The sequence below is a fragment of the Nocardioides sp. N13(2025) genome (genome assembly GCF_051912545.1).
Taxonomy (GTDB): Bacteria; Actinomycetota; Actinomycetes; order Propionibacteriales; family Nocardioidaceae; genus Nocardioides.
On sequence record NZ_CP196809.1, the window covers coordinates 283,200 to 297,107 of the forward strand.

At 71.8% G+C, this 13,908-nt stretch carries 14 protein-coding genes and 1 tRNA gene; 8 read left to right on the top strand and 7 right to left on the bottom strand.

Translation table 11 applies throughout. From position 1 onward, the window contains the following. Positions 1-66 precede the first annotated feature (66 nt). Genes cysS through ACS3YM_RS01440 form a run of 3 tightly spaced genes read left to right on the top strand, consistent with a single transcriptional unit; the run spans position 67 to position 3,956 of the window. The gene (cysS, locus tag ACS3YM_RS01430) at positions 67-1,467 is read left to right on the top strand and encodes a cysteine--tRNA ligase (RefSeq protein ID WP_439938264.1); all 1,401 of its coding nucleotides are present in this window, start codon (positions 67-69) and stop codon (positions 1,465-1,467) included. Between the two features lie 4 nt (positions 1,468-1,471). After that, the gene (gene rlmB, locus ACS3YM_RS01435) at positions 1,472-2,431 is read left to right on the top strand and encodes a 23S rRNA (guanosine(2251)-2'-O)-methyltransferase RlmB (protein ID WP_439938265.1); all 960 of its coding nucleotides are present in this window, start codon (positions 1,472-1,474) and stop codon (positions 2,429-2,431) included. A gap of 13 nt (positions 2,432-2,444) precedes the next feature. Continuing rightward, positions 2,445-3,956 carry a metallophosphoesterase gene (locus ACS3YM_RS01440; protein ID WP_439938266.1) on the top strand — a complete coding sequence of 504 codons (1,512 nt, stop codon included), beginning with the start codon at positions 2,445-2,447 and terminating at the stop codon, positions 3,954-3,956. On the opposite strand, the gene ACS3YM_RS01445 is transcribed toward ACS3YM_RS01440, so the two are convergent. Both ACS3YM_RS01445 and ACS3YM_RS01450 read right to left on the bottom strand, forming a co-directional pair. After that, positions 3,940-5,148 (bottom strand): DUF4032 domain-containing protein, encoded by a 1,209-nt coding sequence (locus ACS3YM_RS01445; RefSeq protein WP_439938267.1) that lies wholly within the window; start codon positions 5,146-5,148, stop codon positions 3,940-3,942. The genes ACS3YM_RS01440 and ACS3YM_RS01445 overlap by 17 nt on opposite strands. 53 nt (positions 5,149-5,201) lie before the next feature. Beyond that, positions 5,202-7,043, bottom strand: coding sequence for an alpha-amylase family glycosyl hydrolase (locus ACS3YM_RS01450; RefSeq protein ID WP_439938268.1), 1,842 nt, complete (start codon positions 7,041-7,043; stop codon positions 5,202-5,204). Between the two features lie 58 nt (positions 7,044-7,101). Here ACS3YM_RS01450 and ACS3YM_RS01455 point away from each other — a divergent pair. Together ACS3YM_RS01455 and ACS3YM_RS01460 are read left to right on the top strand one after the other, a co-directional pair. Then, positions 7,102-7,173, top strand: a tRNA-Thr gene (locus tag ACS3YM_RS01455). Positions 7,174-7,205: 32 nt separating this feature from the next. Continuing rightward, a complete protein-coding gene (locus tag ACS3YM_RS01460) occupies positions 7,206-7,607 on the top strand; it encodes an HNH endonuclease (RefSeq protein WP_439938269.1) in 402 nt (133 codons plus the stop codon). Here ACS3YM_RS01460 and pdxY read toward each other — a convergent pair. The 5 genes from pdxY to ACS3YM_RS01485 form a co-directional block, all read right to left on the bottom strand. Then, positions 7,604-8,467 (bottom strand): pyridoxal kinase PdxY, encoded by an 864-nt coding sequence (gene pdxY, locus ACS3YM_RS01465; protein WP_439938270.1) that lies wholly within the window; start codon positions 8,465-8,467, stop codon positions 7,604-7,606. The two genes, ACS3YM_RS01460 and pdxY, sit on opposite strands and share 4 nt — an antisense overlap. Positions 8,468-8,489: 22 nt before the next feature. Next, positions 8,490-9,263: a dioxygenase family protein gene (locus ACS3YM_RS01470; protein ID WP_439938271.1), complete on the bottom strand. Its 774-nt coding sequence runs from the start codon at positions 9,261-9,263 to the stop codon at positions 8,490-8,492. 22 nt (positions 9,264-9,285) lie between these two features. Then, a complete protein-coding gene (locus ACS3YM_RS01475; protein ID WP_439939816.1) occupies positions 9,286-9,948 on the bottom strand; it encodes a uracil-DNA glycosylase in 663 nt (220 codons plus the stop codon). Positions 9,949-9,977: 29 nt separating this feature from the next. Beyond that, positions 9,978-10,145, bottom strand: coding sequence for a hypothetical protein (locus ACS3YM_RS01480; protein WP_439938272.1), 168 nt, complete (start codon positions 10,143-10,145; stop codon positions 9,978-9,980). 330 nt (positions 10,146-10,475) lie between these two features. Further along, positions 10,476-11,762 (bottom strand): alpha/beta fold hydrolase, encoded by a 1,287-nt coding sequence (locus ACS3YM_RS01485; protein ID WP_439938273.1) that lies wholly within the window; start codon positions 11,760-11,762, stop codon positions 10,476-10,478. Positions 11,763-11,860: 98 nt separating this feature from the next. On the opposite strand from ACS3YM_RS01485, the gene ACS3YM_RS01490 reads away from it, so the two are divergent. From ACS3YM_RS01490 to ACS3YM_RS01500, 3 genes are all read left to right on the top strand, one after another. After that, positions 11,861-12,499, top strand: coding sequence for a fasciclin domain-containing protein (locus ACS3YM_RS01490; protein WP_439938274.1), 639 nt, complete (start codon positions 11,861-11,863; stop codon positions 12,497-12,499). Positions 12,500-12,592: 93 nt separating this feature from the next. Beyond that, complete coding sequence (locus ACS3YM_RS01495; RefSeq protein ID WP_439938275.1) at positions 12,593-13,183, top strand: RNA polymerase sigma factor; 591 nt, start codon at positions 12,593-12,595, stop codon at positions 13,181-13,183. Further along, the gene (locus ACS3YM_RS01500) at positions 13,170-13,898 is read left to right on the top strand and encodes an anti-sigma factor (RefSeq protein WP_439938276.1); all 729 of its coding nucleotides are present in this window, start codon (positions 13,170-13,172) and stop codon (positions 13,896-13,898) included. The genes ACS3YM_RS01495 and ACS3YM_RS01500 overlap by 14 nt, the downstream gene beginning before the upstream one ends. Positions 13,899-13,908 lie beyond the last annotated feature (10 nt).

Sequence of the window (13,908 nt, forward strand, 5' to 3'; positions counted from 1 at the left end):
CCGAGCCACCCCCGCGGTGGCTCGGGACTTCTGCGTTGGGAGACACCCGCCCCTAGACTCGGCCGCGTGACACTGAGGCTCCACGACACCGCCACGCGCGAGACCCGCGACTTCGTCCCCCTGGTCGAGGGCAAGGCGGGCATCTACGTGTGTGGCCTCACCGTGCAGTCGGAGCCGCACGTCGGTCACGTGCGCTCGGCGGTCAACTTCGACGTCCTGCGTCGGTGGCTGACCGCGACCGGCTACGACGTCGACTTCATCCGCAACGTCACCGACATCGACGACAAGATCCTCGCCAAGTCCGCGGAGCAGGGCGTGCACTGGTACGCCCTCGCTGCCGCGATGAAGCGCGAGCTCGATGCGGCGCTCGCCGCCATCAACGTGCTGCCGCCCACGTACGAGCCGGGCGCCACCGGCCACGTCCCCGAGATCGTCGAGCTGATCGAGCAGCTCGTCGCCCGCGGCCACGCCTACGCGGCCGAGGACGGCAGCGGCGACGTCTACTTCGACGTGCGCAGCTGGTCGGCCTACGGCGAGCTGACCCGTCAGAAGGTCGAGGACATGGAGCCCGCCGGCGACGCGGACCCGCGTGGCAAGAGGGACCCGCGCGACTTCGCCCTCTGGAAGGGCTGGAAGAAGGACACGGAGCCGCAGACCGCCGCCTGGCCCTCGCCGTGGGGCCCCGGTCGTCCCGGCTGGCACATCGAGTGCTCGGCCATGGCCGGCAAGTACCTCGGCCCCGCCTTCGACATCCACGGCGGCGGCGTCGACCTGCGCTTCCCGCACCACGAGAACGAGCAGGCGCAGTCGCGCGCGGCGGGCCGCCCGTTCGCGTCGTACTGGCTGCACAACGCCTGGATCACGACGGCGGGGGAGAAGATGAGCAAGTCGCTCGGCAACTCCCTGCTCATCCCGTCGGTGCTCGAGCGGGTGCGCGGCAACGAGCTGCGCTACTACATGGTGGCCGCGCACTACCGCTCGCACGTGGAGTTCTCCTTCGAGGCCCTGGACGAGGCGGCCAAGGCCTACCGCCGGATCGAGGACTTCCTCGACCGTGCCGCCCCCGTCGTCGGCAGCTGGTTCGCGGCGCTGCCCGACGCGTTCGTCGAGGCGATGGACGACGACCTGGGCACTCCCGCAGCGGTCGCGGTCATCCACGACTCCGTGCGCGAGGGCAACCGGGTGCTGGCCGAGGGGCCCTCCGAGGCGCTCAGCCAGAAGTTCGGCGAGGTCATCGCGATGCTCGACGTGCTGGGGCTCAACCCGGCCGACGAGGCGTGGGCGACGGGCGGGTCCGACGACAAGCTCACCGACGTGGTCGACGCCCTCGTGCGGGGGCTGCTGGCCGATCGCGCGGCCGCACGCGAGGCCAAGGACTGGGCCCGCGCCGACGCCATCCGCGACCAGATCAAGGCAGCCGGCATCGAGGTCGAGGACACCCCGACCGGCCCGAAGTGGAGTGTGTGAACCAATGGCAGGCAACTCGAAGCGCAAGGGCGCCATCAAGAAGACCGGCAAGGGCAACCCCACTGCCGGCTCCGGTGGTCGCGTGCGTCGCGGGCTCGAGGGCAAGGGCCCCACCCCCAAGGCGAAGGACCGGCCCTACCACCAGGCGCACAAGGCAGCCAAGCGCGCCGAGCGTGACAAGTCGGCCAAGCCCAAGCGTCGTACGACCACCGATGCCGAGTGGGCGGCCGGTCGCAACTCCGTGGTGGAGCTGCTCCAGGGCGGCGTGCCCGTGTCGGCCGTCTACGTCGCCGAGGGCACCGAGCGCGACGGCCGGATGCGCGAGGCCTTCAAGCTCGCCGCCGAGCAGGGCCTGACCCTGCTCGAGGTCACCCGCAACGAGATGGACCGGATGACGGGCGGGGCCGTGCACCAGGGTCTCGCGGCTCGCCTCCCGGCCTACGAGTACGCCCACGCCGACGACCTGCTGGACCGCGCCACCGAGGCCAAGGAGCCGGCGCTCATCGTCGCCCTCGACCAGGTGACCGACCCGCGCAACCTCGGCGCCGTCGTGCGCTCGGCGGCCGGCTTCGGTGCCCACGGCGTCCTCATCCCGGAGCGGCGGGCCGCCGGCATGACCGCCTCGGCGTGGAAGACCAGTGCCGGCGCGGCCGCGCGGCTCCCGATCGCCCAGACGGTCAACCTCACCCGGCAGCTCAAGGCCTACCAGGACGCCGGCTGCATGGTCGTCGGCCTGGCCGCCGACGGCGACATCTCCCTGCCCGAGCTGGTCGCCCCGGGCGGGCTCGCCGAGGGTCCCCTCGTCGTGGTCGTCGGGTCCGAGGGCAAGGGCCTGGGCCGCCTCGTCGCCGACACGTGCGACCAGATCGTCTCGATCCCGATGGCGGGCCAGCTGGAGTCGCTCAACGCCGGCGTGGCCGCCTCCGTCGCCCTCTACGCGATCTCGCAGGCCCGCCTGGCATGAGGCCCGCCCGCGGATGAGCCTCTCGCGCCGACTGCTGGTCGGCGTCGTGCTCGGCTGCCTGAGCGCGACGCTCGGGCTGGTGGTCGCGGTCTCGCTGTTCCTCAACAGCAGCCGGACCGTGGTGCTGGTGGGCCACGACACGGTCGTGCGCCCGACGATGTCGCGCGACGCGCTCGTCCGGACGGGGCCGCTCCTGCCCGACCTCCGGATCCGTGACGTCGGGCCGGTCGGGGTCGACCTGACCCTCGGCAAGACCGAGGTCGGCTCGATCGAGGAGCTCGTCGAGCGCTACGCCTACATCGCCGGTGACCCGACCGCCCCTGTCGACAAGGTGCAGGGCGTCGTGGTCGACATGGCGGTGTCCGCCGCGCTGCGCGGGTTGGGCGTAGGCCTCGTCCCGGTCGCCTTCTTCCTGCTGCTCGGACGGCACCGGCGTGGCCAGCTCTTCCGCGGACTCGGCACCCGCCAGGGACAGCTGGCACTGGTGCTGCTGCTCGCGCTGCCGCTGCTGGTCTGGCAGCCCTGGGAGTCCAGCGAGGAGACGCAGCAGGACCAGGGGGAGTGGCAGACGCTCGCCGACTTCGCGGGACCCGACGTCGTCCTGCCCCAGGAGGTGCAGGACATCGAGATCCGGACCGGACCGGTCACCACCCAGTCCAAGCGGCTCGTGCTCAGCGCGATCGACACCTACGACAAGAGCAAGGCGTTCTACTCCACCGCCGCCGAGGGGGCGGCCGCGCTCGACCTGCGGGAGCCCGAGGAGGGCGAGACGGTCGCGCTGCTGGTCAGCGACCGGCACGACAACATCGGCATGGACCGGGTCGCTCGCGCGATCGGCGAGGCCGCGGGCGCTTCGGTCGTCCTCGACGCGGGTGACGACACGTCCACCGGCCAGCCGTGGGAGGCGTTCAGCCTCGACTCCCTGGCGGGGACCTTCGACGACTGGGACCGCTTCGGCGTGACCGGCAACCACGACCACGGGACCTTCGTCGGCACCTACCTGGCCGACCAGGGCTGGACCATGCTCGACGGCGAGGTGGTCGACGCTCCATGGGGCGGCACCCTCCTCGGTGTCGACGACCCCCGCAGCAGCGGGCTGGGCAGCTGGCGCGACGAGTCGGGCCTGAGCTTCACCGAGGTCGGCGAGCGGCTGGCCGACGCGGCCTGCGCCGCCGCGGAGGACGGCGAGCGCGTGAGCACGGTGCTGGTCCACGACGCCAACCTCGGGCGCGAGGCGTTGGACCGCGGCTGCGTCGACCTCGTCGTGGGCGGGCACACCCACGTCCAGGCGGGTCCGGACGCCGTCGAGGGCGAGGGCGACGACGCCACCGGCTACACCTGGACCAACGGCACCACCGGCGGAGCGGCGTACGCCATCGCGCTGGGCAGCAAGCCCCGCCGCGACGCGGACGTCAGCCTGGTGACCTACGCCGACGGCCGTCCGGTGGGGCTGCAGTGGGTGCGGCTGCGCACCGACGGCTCCTGGCTCGTCGGTGACTGGGCACCGGTCACTCCTGCCCCGTGATCGCCTCGTCGGGCTTGGCGGTCAGGAAGCGGTCGATGTAGTCGCGCGCGGTCTCCTTGATGTCGACCTCGTGACCTGCCTGCTCGGAGAGGTACCACCGGTGCTCGAGGATCTCGTGGAAGATCTCGGCCGGCTCCAGCTTGCCCGTCGCGTCGGGCGGGATCATCGCCATGATCGGCTCGAAGATCTGGTGCATCCACTTGCTGGCCACCAGGTGCTTGTCCTCGCGGCCCAGGTCGTAGTGGGCGGTGAACGAGGCCAGGTCGTTGAGCAGCCGCCGGGCCTGGTTGTCCTCCACGGTCATGCCGGTCAGCGCCTGGATCTCGCGCGTGTGGTGGCCGAGGTCGACGACCTTCGGCTGGATCCTGATCGTGTCGCCGTCGAGGTCCGTGACGATGTCGAGCTCGTCGACGTCGAAGCCGAGGTCGTTGAGCCGTTCGACGCGGCGCTCGATGCGCCACATCTCGTCGGCGCGGAACTCCTCGAGGTCGGTGAGCTCGCGCCAGAGCGCCTCGTAGCGCTCGCGCAGGTGGTCGATGATCTCGAAGCCGTCGATCGGGCGCTGCACCGCACCGCTGGCGCTGAGGTCCATCAGCTCGGCGAAGATGTTCTCGCAGCCGACGGTGATGTCGTACTCCCGCAGCCGGTCGCTGACCGAGTCGTGGAGCTCGCCGGTCTCGGCGTCCACGAGGTACGCCGAGAACTCGCCGGCGTTGCGCCGGAAGAGCACGTTGGACAGCGACACGTCGCCCCAGTAGAAGCCCGCGAGGTGCAGGCGCACGAGCAGGACCACGATCGCGTCGATGAGGATCGGCACGTGCTCGGCGTCCATGCCGCGGCTGAACAGGCTGCGGTAGGGCAGCGAGAACTGGAGGTGACGGGTGATCAGCGCGGCGGGCAGCTCCTCGCCGTCCGCGTCCTCCCGGCCCGTGACGACGCCCTGCGGGACGACGGCGGGCATCCCGATGCGCTGCAGGTCGCGCAGCATCCGGTACTCCCGGAACGCGATGTCGTCCTGGGTCTCCTTGACCGCGTAGACGCTGGCGCCGAGCCGCACGATCCGCACCACGTGGCGCGACAGTCCGCGTGGCAGGGGTACGACGACGTCGTCCGGCCATTCCTCGAGCGGGGTGTCCCACGGCAGCGTGAGGATGGCCGGGTCGGGCCGGCTGGCGACGATCCGCATGGCCATGGGGTGACCGTAGCCCCTACGTCATGGATTGTGCGGGTTCGGACCCGCAATCCTCATGACGCCAGCGTCCAGACGTCCACCCGCGGGCCCTCGGTGGCCGGCACCTCGATGCCGCCGCCCGAGGCAGGGAGGTCCGCGCCGCCCGGCTCCGACCCGAACACGTGCGTGCCGGGGCCGAGCGGCAGGGTGAACGCGCCGGCGGCCGAGCGCCGGGCCACGACCAGGACGGACTCCGTCTCGAGCTCGCGCACGAAGGCGATGGTGTCGGCGTCGACGTGGGCCCAGCGCAGACCTCCGCGCCGCAGCGACGGGTGCGCGCGGCGCACCCGGGCCAGGTCGGCGTACGCCGCGAGGGTGGTGCGGTCCCACTGCTCGGGCCGGTCCCACGGCATGGGGCGGCGTGCGTCCTCGCCGTTGACGCCCTCGAGGCCGATCTCGTCGCCGGCGAAGAGCATCGGCACCCCGGGCAGCGTGAACTGCAGCCCGGCCGCCACGCGGTGCACGGCGGCGTCGCCGCCGACGACGGTGCGGATCCGGGCCGAGTCGTGCGAGCCGAGGATGTTCCAGCTCGACGACGTGGCCCGCCAGCCGAGGGTGCCCTGCCACGCGCGGAACGTGTCGACCACCGCGCCACCGTCGCGACGGGGCACCGGGACGGGGCGGCCGAAGGGACGCGCGGGCGAGGCCGGGTCGCGCAGCCACGACCACACCGGCCAGGAGAAGCCGGAGTAGTTCATGGTGCCGTGCCAGCCGTCACCGTCGACGTCCCCGGTGGCGTCGTGGTTGTGCTCCCCGATGACCCACGGGTCCGTGCGCAGCTCGGCGGCGGTGGCGCGCACGGCGCGGGCCACCTCGTGGGCCACGTCCGTGGCGCCCAGCCGGCCGGTCATGTTGGCGACGTCGATGCGCCAGCCGTCCACGTCGTAGGGCGGGCGCAGCCACCGCCCGACCACCGAGTGCGGGCCCTCGACCATCGCGTGCCGCACGTCGAGGTTGGCGTGGTTGATCTTCGGCAGCGTGCCGTGGCCCATCCAGCAGGCGTAGGTGCCGTCGTCGTCGAAGTAGTAGAAGGACCGGTGCGGGTCGTCGGGGTCGTCGACGGCCGAGAGGAACCACTCGTGCGTGTCGCCGGTGTGGTTGGTGGTGAGGTCACCCAGGATCCGCCAGCCGCGGGCGTGGACCGCGGTGCTCAGCCGGGTGTACGCCTCGTCGCCGCCGAGCAGCGGGTCGACCTCGGTGAAGGTCGTCGCGTTGTAGCGGTGGTTGCTCTCGCCGGGGAAGACCGGCGTCGTGTAGACGACGTCCGCGCCGACCTCCGCGATGTGGTCGAGGTGCTCGGTGATGCCGTCGAGGTCGCCGCCGAACAGCTGCATCGGCGTGCCGGGGTCGTGGCCCTCGAAGGCCACCTCGTCGTCCCACGCGGCGGCGAGGGCCCAGTCGGGGACCTCCCTCTCGTCGGCGGCCGCCGACCGGGCGAACCGGTCCGGGAAGACCTGGTAGACGACACCGTCTCGGCCCCAGTCGGGCGCCGAGGGGTAGGCGGACAGCCGGAAGTCGGCGGCGTCGGGCACGTCGTGGCCGACGATCCCCGAGCCCGTGAGCCACTCCTGGTCGTGCTGCCCGTCCGGCAGGGCGCGGACCAGGAGGAAGCGGTAGTGCGTCACCGGGTTGTGCACCGGCAGCTCGGCCGCCCACCACACCACGTCGCCCACGGTGGTCGAGGTCGTCGGGTGGAAGACCGGCTCCGCGTCGTACGTCGTCCGCAGCCAGATCGCGTCCACCGGGTCGTCGGCGCTGGTGCGCACGCGCACGGTCACCGTGTCGCCCAGGGCGGGCGCCTCGTCGGACACGTAGAGCGGGGAGCCGTCGTGGTGGGGGAGGTGGAGGAGGCTCACGGGGGTCATCCTCCCAGCACATCGCGACCTGACTAGGATTGCCGGGCTGCAGCAGCACGCCGCGTTAGCTCAGGGGTAGAGCACCAATCTTGTAAATTGGGTTGCGAGAGTTCGAATCTCTCACGCGGCTCGAGTGTCGGTGCCCCGTTCTAGGGTCTCGACATGGCCTGCCTCGGGTGCGGCGCCGCCCTCACGAAGCGGCACCAGAAGGTGTTCTGCAGCAACCGCTGCCAGCGCGCAATGGAGCGTCGTCGCAACGTCGAGCGGTGGCTCGAGACCGGCATCGCCCAGGTCGGTAGCGGAGTGGGTCACTACATTCGCGCCTACCTGCTCGACGAGCAGGGCAATGCGTGCGCGCTTTGCGGATGCCCGACGCCCTGGCAGGGGGCCGAACTCCGGCTGATCCTCGACCACGTCGACGGCGACGCAAGCAACAATCGTCGGGAGAACCTCCGACTGGTCTGTCCCAACTGCGACTCCCAGCTGCCGACCTTCAAGGCACGCAACCGCGGAGATGGCCGGGCGTGGCGACGACAGCGCTACGCCGACGGCAAGTCCTACTAGCGGACCTGCGCGACCTCGAACTCGCAGGCAGGGGCGGCGATGGCGTCCTGCGCCGCGATCAGGCGGAGCTCGCGCTCGCCGGAGTCGAGGGTCTCCTTGAGCACCGCGAAGACCGAGGACGCGGTCCGGGCGAGGGCGTCGGCCGGGGAGTCGGTGTCCTTCAGGTGCGCGGTGAAGAGGGCCGCGGTGATGTCGCCGGATCCGTTGGCCTTCATCGGCAGGCGCGGCGTGGCGACGAGCCAGGCGCCGTCCTCGGTGACGGCGAGCATCTCGATCGCGTCGTCGGGCGCGCCGTCACGGTCCACCGAGGTCACCAGGACCGTCGCCGGTCCGAGGTCGCGCACCTCGTCGACGGCGGACAGGATGTCCTCGAGGGAGGACGGGCCTCCGAGCGACTCGCGGTCGGTGATGAAGCCCAGCTCGAACTGGTTCGGCGTCAGCACGTCGGCGACCGGGATGACCGTGGAGCGGTACTTCGGTGGGATCGCCGGGTTCACGAAGCAGCCCGACGTCGCGTTGCCCATGACCGGGTCGCAGGTGTACGTCGCCCCCGGGTTGGCCGCCTTCACCTGCGCGACGGCGTCGGCGATGACGTCCGCGATCTCCGGCGACCCCTGGTAGCCCGAGAGCACGGCGTCACAGGTCTCGAAGGCGCCACGCTCGCTGATGCCCGTGATCACCGCGGCGACGTCCTCGGCCGCGATCAGCGGCCCCCGCCACGCGCCGTACCCGGTGTGGTTGGAGAAGTTCACCGTCAGCACCGGCCACACCTCGTGGCCGAGGCGCTGGAGCGGGAAGACGGCTGCGGAGTTGCCGACGTGGCCGTAGGCGACGTGGGACTGGATCGAGAGGACGCGCACGGACCGACACTAGCCCCGAGGGTCAGGCGACCTGGAGAGACCTCTTGGACAGCCCCATCCAGTAGCCGTCGATGACCTGGGTGCCGGGCTCGTCGGCGGCCCTCGCCGCACCGAGGGTGACGAAGAGCGGGATGTAGTGCTCCACGGTCGGGTGGGCGTAGGGCATGCCGGGCGCCTTCGACCTGTAGTCGGCCAGGGTGTCGACGTCGCCGCGCGACAGCGCCTCGGCGGCCCACAGGTCGAAGTCCTTCGACCAGCCGGGGGCAGCGGCGTCGATGCTCCAGTCCTTGAGGAACGGCAGCCCGTGGGTGAGGAAGCCCGAGCCGATGATGAGGACGCCCTCGTCGCGCAGCGGACGCAGGCGCTCGCCGAGCTTCATCAGGCGGTGCGGGTCGCTGGTGGGCAGGGACATCTGCAGCACCGGGATGTCGGCCTTGGGGTACATGATCTTCAGCGGCACCCAGGCGCCGTGGTCGAGGCCGCGCGACGCGTGCTGGTGGACCGGCTCGCTGTCGGGCATCATCGCCGCGACCCGCTGGGCCAGCGCCGTGGCGTCCGGCGTCTCGTAGGTCATCTGGTAGTACTTCGGCGCGAACCCACCGAAGTCGTAGACCAGCGGCGCGTGGCTCGCGGTGAGGCTGACCGGGGCCGACTCCCAGTGGGCGCTCACGATGAGGATGGCCTTCGGGCGGGGGAGGTCCTTGGCCCAGGCAGCCAGCTGCCCCGACCAGATGGGGTCGTCGAGGAGCGGCGGCGCACCGTGGCCGATGTAGAGGGCAGGCATCGAAGTGTTCATGACATCCTCAATAGTACAGATTTCAATTATATTCCGGCAGCTGCCAGTCCACCGGGCTCCCATCCTGCTCCTCCAGCAGCCGGTTGACCCGGCTGAAGGGCTGTGAGCCGAAGAATCCCCGGCGTGCGCTCAACGGCGACGGGTGCGGGGACTCGACCGACGGGATCGGTCCGAGCAGCGGCTTGAGCGACTGCGCGTGGCGCCCCCAGAGGATCGCGGCGCACGGGCCGCCGCGCTCGGCGAGCGCGACGATCGCCCGCTCCGTGATCGCCTCCCAGCCCTTGCCCTGGTGGCTGTTGGAGTCGCCGGGTCGAACGGTGAGGCACCTGTTGAGCAGCATCACGCCCTGGTCGGCCCAGGCCGACAGGTCCCCGTGCCGGGGCGGGACGATGCCGAGGTCGTCGCGCAGCTCGACGTAGATGTTGACCAGGCTCGGCGGCAGGGGCCACACGTGCCGCTCCACGGCGAAGCTGAGCCCGATCGGGTGGGTCGGGTTCGGGTAGGGGTCCTGCCCCACGACGAGCACGCGTACGTCGGCGAGCGGGCGCCGGAACGCCCGGAAGACCAAGTCCCCCTCCGGCTGGTAGCCGCGGCCGGCAGCCACCTCCTCGCGCAGGAACCGGCCCATCGCGGCGATGCGGTCGTCCACCGGGGCGAGGGCCTCGGCCCAGTCGGGCGCGACCAGGCCCTTCTCGACGAGTCCGGCGAGCGCGCTCACGCCGGCTCCTCCGCCGTGGCCCTGATCTTTGCCGCACCGGACCTGGGCCACCGGGGGCTCGAGGCCGGATGGGTCCTGCTGTTCTTCGTGCTGGCCGCGTCGGCGTACGCGTTCTTCCGCCGGACGCCCCGGGGCAGCCGCGCGGGCGCGAGGTCCGTCGTCATGGGCCGAACTCTAGGGCCGCCACCCTGGCGGTGCGTGTCGTCGCTCGACCCTGGCGGCATACGACGTCGATGTCGCTGACCCTGGCGGCATACGACGTGCCGATCGTCGCCGGGGATGTCGTGTGCCGCCACCCTCGTGGGAACGGATGTCGTACGCCGCCACGGTGGCGGCCGGGACCGTGTCGTCGCTCGACCCTGGCGGCATGTGACCCTGGTGCCGCTGACCCTGGCGGCATACGACGTGCCGATCGTCGCCGGGGATGTCGTGTGCCGCCACCCTCGTGGGACGGATGTCGTACGCCGCCACGGTGGATGCCGGGATCGTCCCGCTCAGCGCCCCAACGACCGCGAGCCTGCCGACCCGTAGCGCCGGGTCGGGTTGGACCCGATCGTGCCGGCCGAGGCCGCCTTCCTCGCCGGGGCCTTCCTGGCCGGCGCCTTCTTCGCAGCGGCGGTCTTCTTCGGAGCCGTGGCCTTCTTCGCAGCGGCGGTCTTCTTCGCCGGGGCAGCCTTCTTCGCAGGCGCCTTCCGGGCGGCCTTCACCGGCGCCTGGCCCGACCACTGGGCGACCCACTCGTCGATGACGGTCCAGGTCGTCCCGCGGGCGGCCCGTCCCGTGAGCATCCCGAGGTGTCCGCCGGGCACGATCTCGAAGCGCACCTCCCGGGACCCGGTCAGCAGCGGCACCACCGCGCGTACGGCGGGGAGCGGGGCGATGCCGTCGGTGTTGCCGGCGAAGACCAGCACCGGCACGGTGATGTCGGCGAGGTCGACCGTGCGGTCGCCGAGCGGCATCCGGCCCTTCGCGAGGGCGTTGCCCTTGACGAACCGGTGGTAGAGCTGGCCGAAGGTGCGACCGGGGTAGGCGGTCATGTTGGACATGAAGCGGGTGACCGCTTCCATCTGCGCGAGGTAGTCGGTGTCGTCGAGGTGGGTGAGCACCGCCAGCGGCTTGGTGACGACCTTCTGCGCGCTCGCGGCGGTGAAGGCCCAGTTGACGAGCGGCGTCGGAACCCCGCCCAGCACCCGATAGGCCCGGGTGATCGCTCCCGTGCCCTGGGTCAGGTTGAGCAGTGGACGGACCGGTGCGACCAGCGGCACCTTGGTCACGTCCACGGGGGAGCCGATGACCGTGAGCGAGGCGATCGGGAGGTCCTGGCGGTCGGCCGCGACGAGCAGGGCGAAGATCCCGCCGAGGCTCCAGCCGACGAGGTGCACGCCGCGACCACCGGAGTGCTCGTGCACGGTCCGGATCGCCTCGGGCAGGACCTCGTCGACCCAGTGCTCCACGCCGAGCGCACGGTTCTTGAACGACACCTGGCCGTACTCGACGAGGTAGGTCGGACGCCCCTGCGTCACCAGGTGCTCGACCAGGGAGCAGTCGCGGCGCAGGTCGAAGCACAGCGCGGGGGCGGCCAGCGGCGTCACGAGCAGCACCGGGTCGCCGGTCTCCTCGACGTCCTTGGCCGGCCGGTAGTGGTAGACCTCGCGCAGCTCCCCGTCGTCGATCAGCGTCCGCGGCATCGGCCGCAGGTCGGCCAGCCCGCCGTAGAGCAAGGTGTGGGCGACATTTCCGGCCGCCGAGACCACCTGGTCGGGCTTGGGGATCAGGTCCATGGAAAGAAATCTACGGGCAGGTGCATCCGGGCGGGCGGTTCGTCCGGAGAAGAGGTCGACAGGGCACCACCAGGAGCCCCCCGATGGAAGGACCTCCCATGAAGCGACGCGTACCTGCCCTCCTCGCCGCCTCGGCCCTCGCGCTCGGTGCCGTGCAGGCGACCGCCCCCGCCGCCAGCGCCAAGGCCGTCGGGGAGGAGAGCCTCGCCGGTCTGCTGACGTCGGACGGCAACACGTTCGACAAGAACCGCAACGACTTCGACATCGTGACCGAGGCCGCCCTGGCCGTGGTCGGCGCGAAGCCCGGCTCCCCGGTCGGCGTGCTGGCCGACGGCACGAAGCGCGCCACGGTCTTCGCGCCCACCGACCAGGCCTTCCGCCTGCTGCTCGAGGACCTCACGGGCAAGACGGTCAGGAGCGAGAAGAAGATCTTCGACTCCCTCGTCGAGCGCGCCGGTGTCGACACCATCGAGACCGTGCTGCTCTACCACGTGGTCGCCGGCAAGACGCTGACGAGCGGCAAGGTGCTCAAGGCCGACGGCGCTCGGCTGACCACCGCCCAGGGTGGCAAGGTCAGGGTCGACATCCGCAAGAAGCCCTCGCTGAGCATCACGCTCAAGGACCGGGACAAGAACGACCGCGACCCGAAGGTCATCCTGAAGGCCATCGACCTCAACAAGGGCAACAAGCAGGTCGCCCACGGGATCGACCGGGTGCTGCGCCCGATCGACCTCTGAGGTCCGGCAGGCAGCGACAGGTACGACGGGTGGGGAGCGCCGATGACCGTGATCGCGCTCCCCACCCGCAGGCCCCGCCGGTACGGTGGCGCCGTGACCAGCGGGTTGAGGGAGTCCGAGGAGGACCAGGGCGACGTCGTCCGGTCCCTCGCTGCCCGCCTTGTCGAGGGTGACGAGACCGCGCTGGAAGCGGTGTACGACCGCTGGTCGGCGCTCGTCCACACCTACGCGCTGCGCGCCCTCCAGGACGTGCACGACGCAGAGGAGGTCACCCAGCAGGTCTTCATCAGCGCGTGGCGCAGCCGCCACACGCTGACGCCGAGCCCGGCTGCCCTCCCCGCCTGGCTCATCGGCATCGCCCGCCACAAGGTGGCCGACGTCCGGGCCGCCCGTGCCCGCGACGCCGAGCGGGTGGCCGCGGCGGCCGCCGTGCCCGGTGCCCTGGAGGCCGACACCTCGGCCGCGGACGAGGAGATCGCCGACCGGCTCGTCGTGCGCCAGGCCGTCGAGGAGCTCCCCGACCCGCGTCGCACGATCCTGTTCCTGGCCTTCTGGGAGGAGCGCAGCCACGCAGAGATCGCCGAGACGGTCGGACTGCCTCTCGGCACCGTCAAGAGCCACGTCCGCCGGGGCCTGGTCAAGCTCCACCAACAGCTCGAGGGGGTGCGTCATGAGTCACGGTGACCTCACTGACCACGTGGACCTCGACCGGCTGGCCGCACTCGCCCTCGACCCCACCGAGGGATCGGAGGACGAGCGGGCCCACGTCGGGTCCTGCCAGGACTGTGCTGCCGCACTGGCCGCGCTCGTCGACGTACGCCGTCTCGCCGGCGCCGAGGCGCTGGTGCCCGCACCGGCGGGCGTGCGCGAGCGGGTGCTGGAGGAGGTCCGCGCGACTCGTCCCGAGCTCGCGCAGCCGGTGCCGCTGCCGACGCGAGCCGACCGCCCGCGCCGCGGCGTCCCCGCCTGGGCGGCTGCTGCTGCCGCCGCCGTCGCGCTCGTGGCCGGGCTCGGCCTCGGCCGGCTGACCGTCGCCGAGCCCGGGTCCCCGGGTCGTCAGGACCCCGGCTCGGTCGTGGCGGCGGCCGACCTCACCGCGCTCGACAGCGACGCCGACCGCGGCGTCGCCAGCGCCGTACGGGACGACGGCACCCTCACCCTGCGGGTCAAGGCCCGTGAGCTCGGCGACGAGGACGGGTTCCACGAGGTGTGGCTGATCAACGTCGACGGCACCCGCATGGTCGCGCTGGGCGTGCTCGCCGAGGGCGACACCGGTGAGTTCCAGGTCCCGCAGGGGCTCATCGACGAGGGCTACCGGATCGTCGACATCTCGGTGGAGCCCGACGACGGCGACCCGACCCACTCGGGCGTCAGCCTCGCGCGGGGCGAGCTGGCCTGACCCCGCCCCG

Bases quoted from the DNA above. Each gene is read 5' to 3' on its own strand.
- rlmB (WP_439938265.1), top strand. From the start codon at position 1,472: ATGGCAGGCAACTCGAAGCGCAAGGGCGCCATCAAGAAGACCGGCAAG.
- ACS3YM_RS01440 (WP_439938266.1), top strand. From the start codon at position 2,445: ATGAGCCTCTCGCGCCGACTGCTGGTCGGCGTCGTGCTCGGCTGCCTG.
- ACS3YM_RS01445 (WP_439938267.1), bottom strand. From the start codon at position 5,148: ATGGCCATGCGGATCGTCGCCAGCCGGCCCGACCCGGCCATCCTCACG.
- ACS3YM_RS01460 (WP_439938269.1), top strand. From the start codon at position 7,206: ATGGCCTGCCTCGGGTGCGGCGCCGCCCTCACGAAGCGGCACCAGAAG.
- ACS3YM_RS01470 (WP_439938271.1), bottom strand. From the start codon at position 9,263: ATGAACACTTCGATGCCTGCCCTCTACATCGGCCACGGTGCGCCGCCG.
- ACS3YM_RS01480 (WP_439938272.1), bottom strand. From the start codon at position 10,145: ATGACGACGGACCTCGCGCCCGCGCGGCTGCCCCGGGGCGTCCGGCGG.
- ACS3YM_RS01485 (WP_439938273.1), bottom strand. From the start codon at position 11,762: ATGGACCTGATCCCCAAGCCCGACCAGGTGGTCTCGGCGGCCGGAAAT.
- ACS3YM_RS01490 (WP_439938274.1), top strand. From the start codon at position 11,861: ATGAAGCGACGCGTACCTGCCCTCCTCGCCGCCTCGGCCCTCGCGCTC.
- ACS3YM_RS01500 (WP_439938276.1), top strand. From the start codon at position 13,170: ATGAGTCACGGTGACCTCACTGACCACGTGGACCTCGACCGGCTGGCC.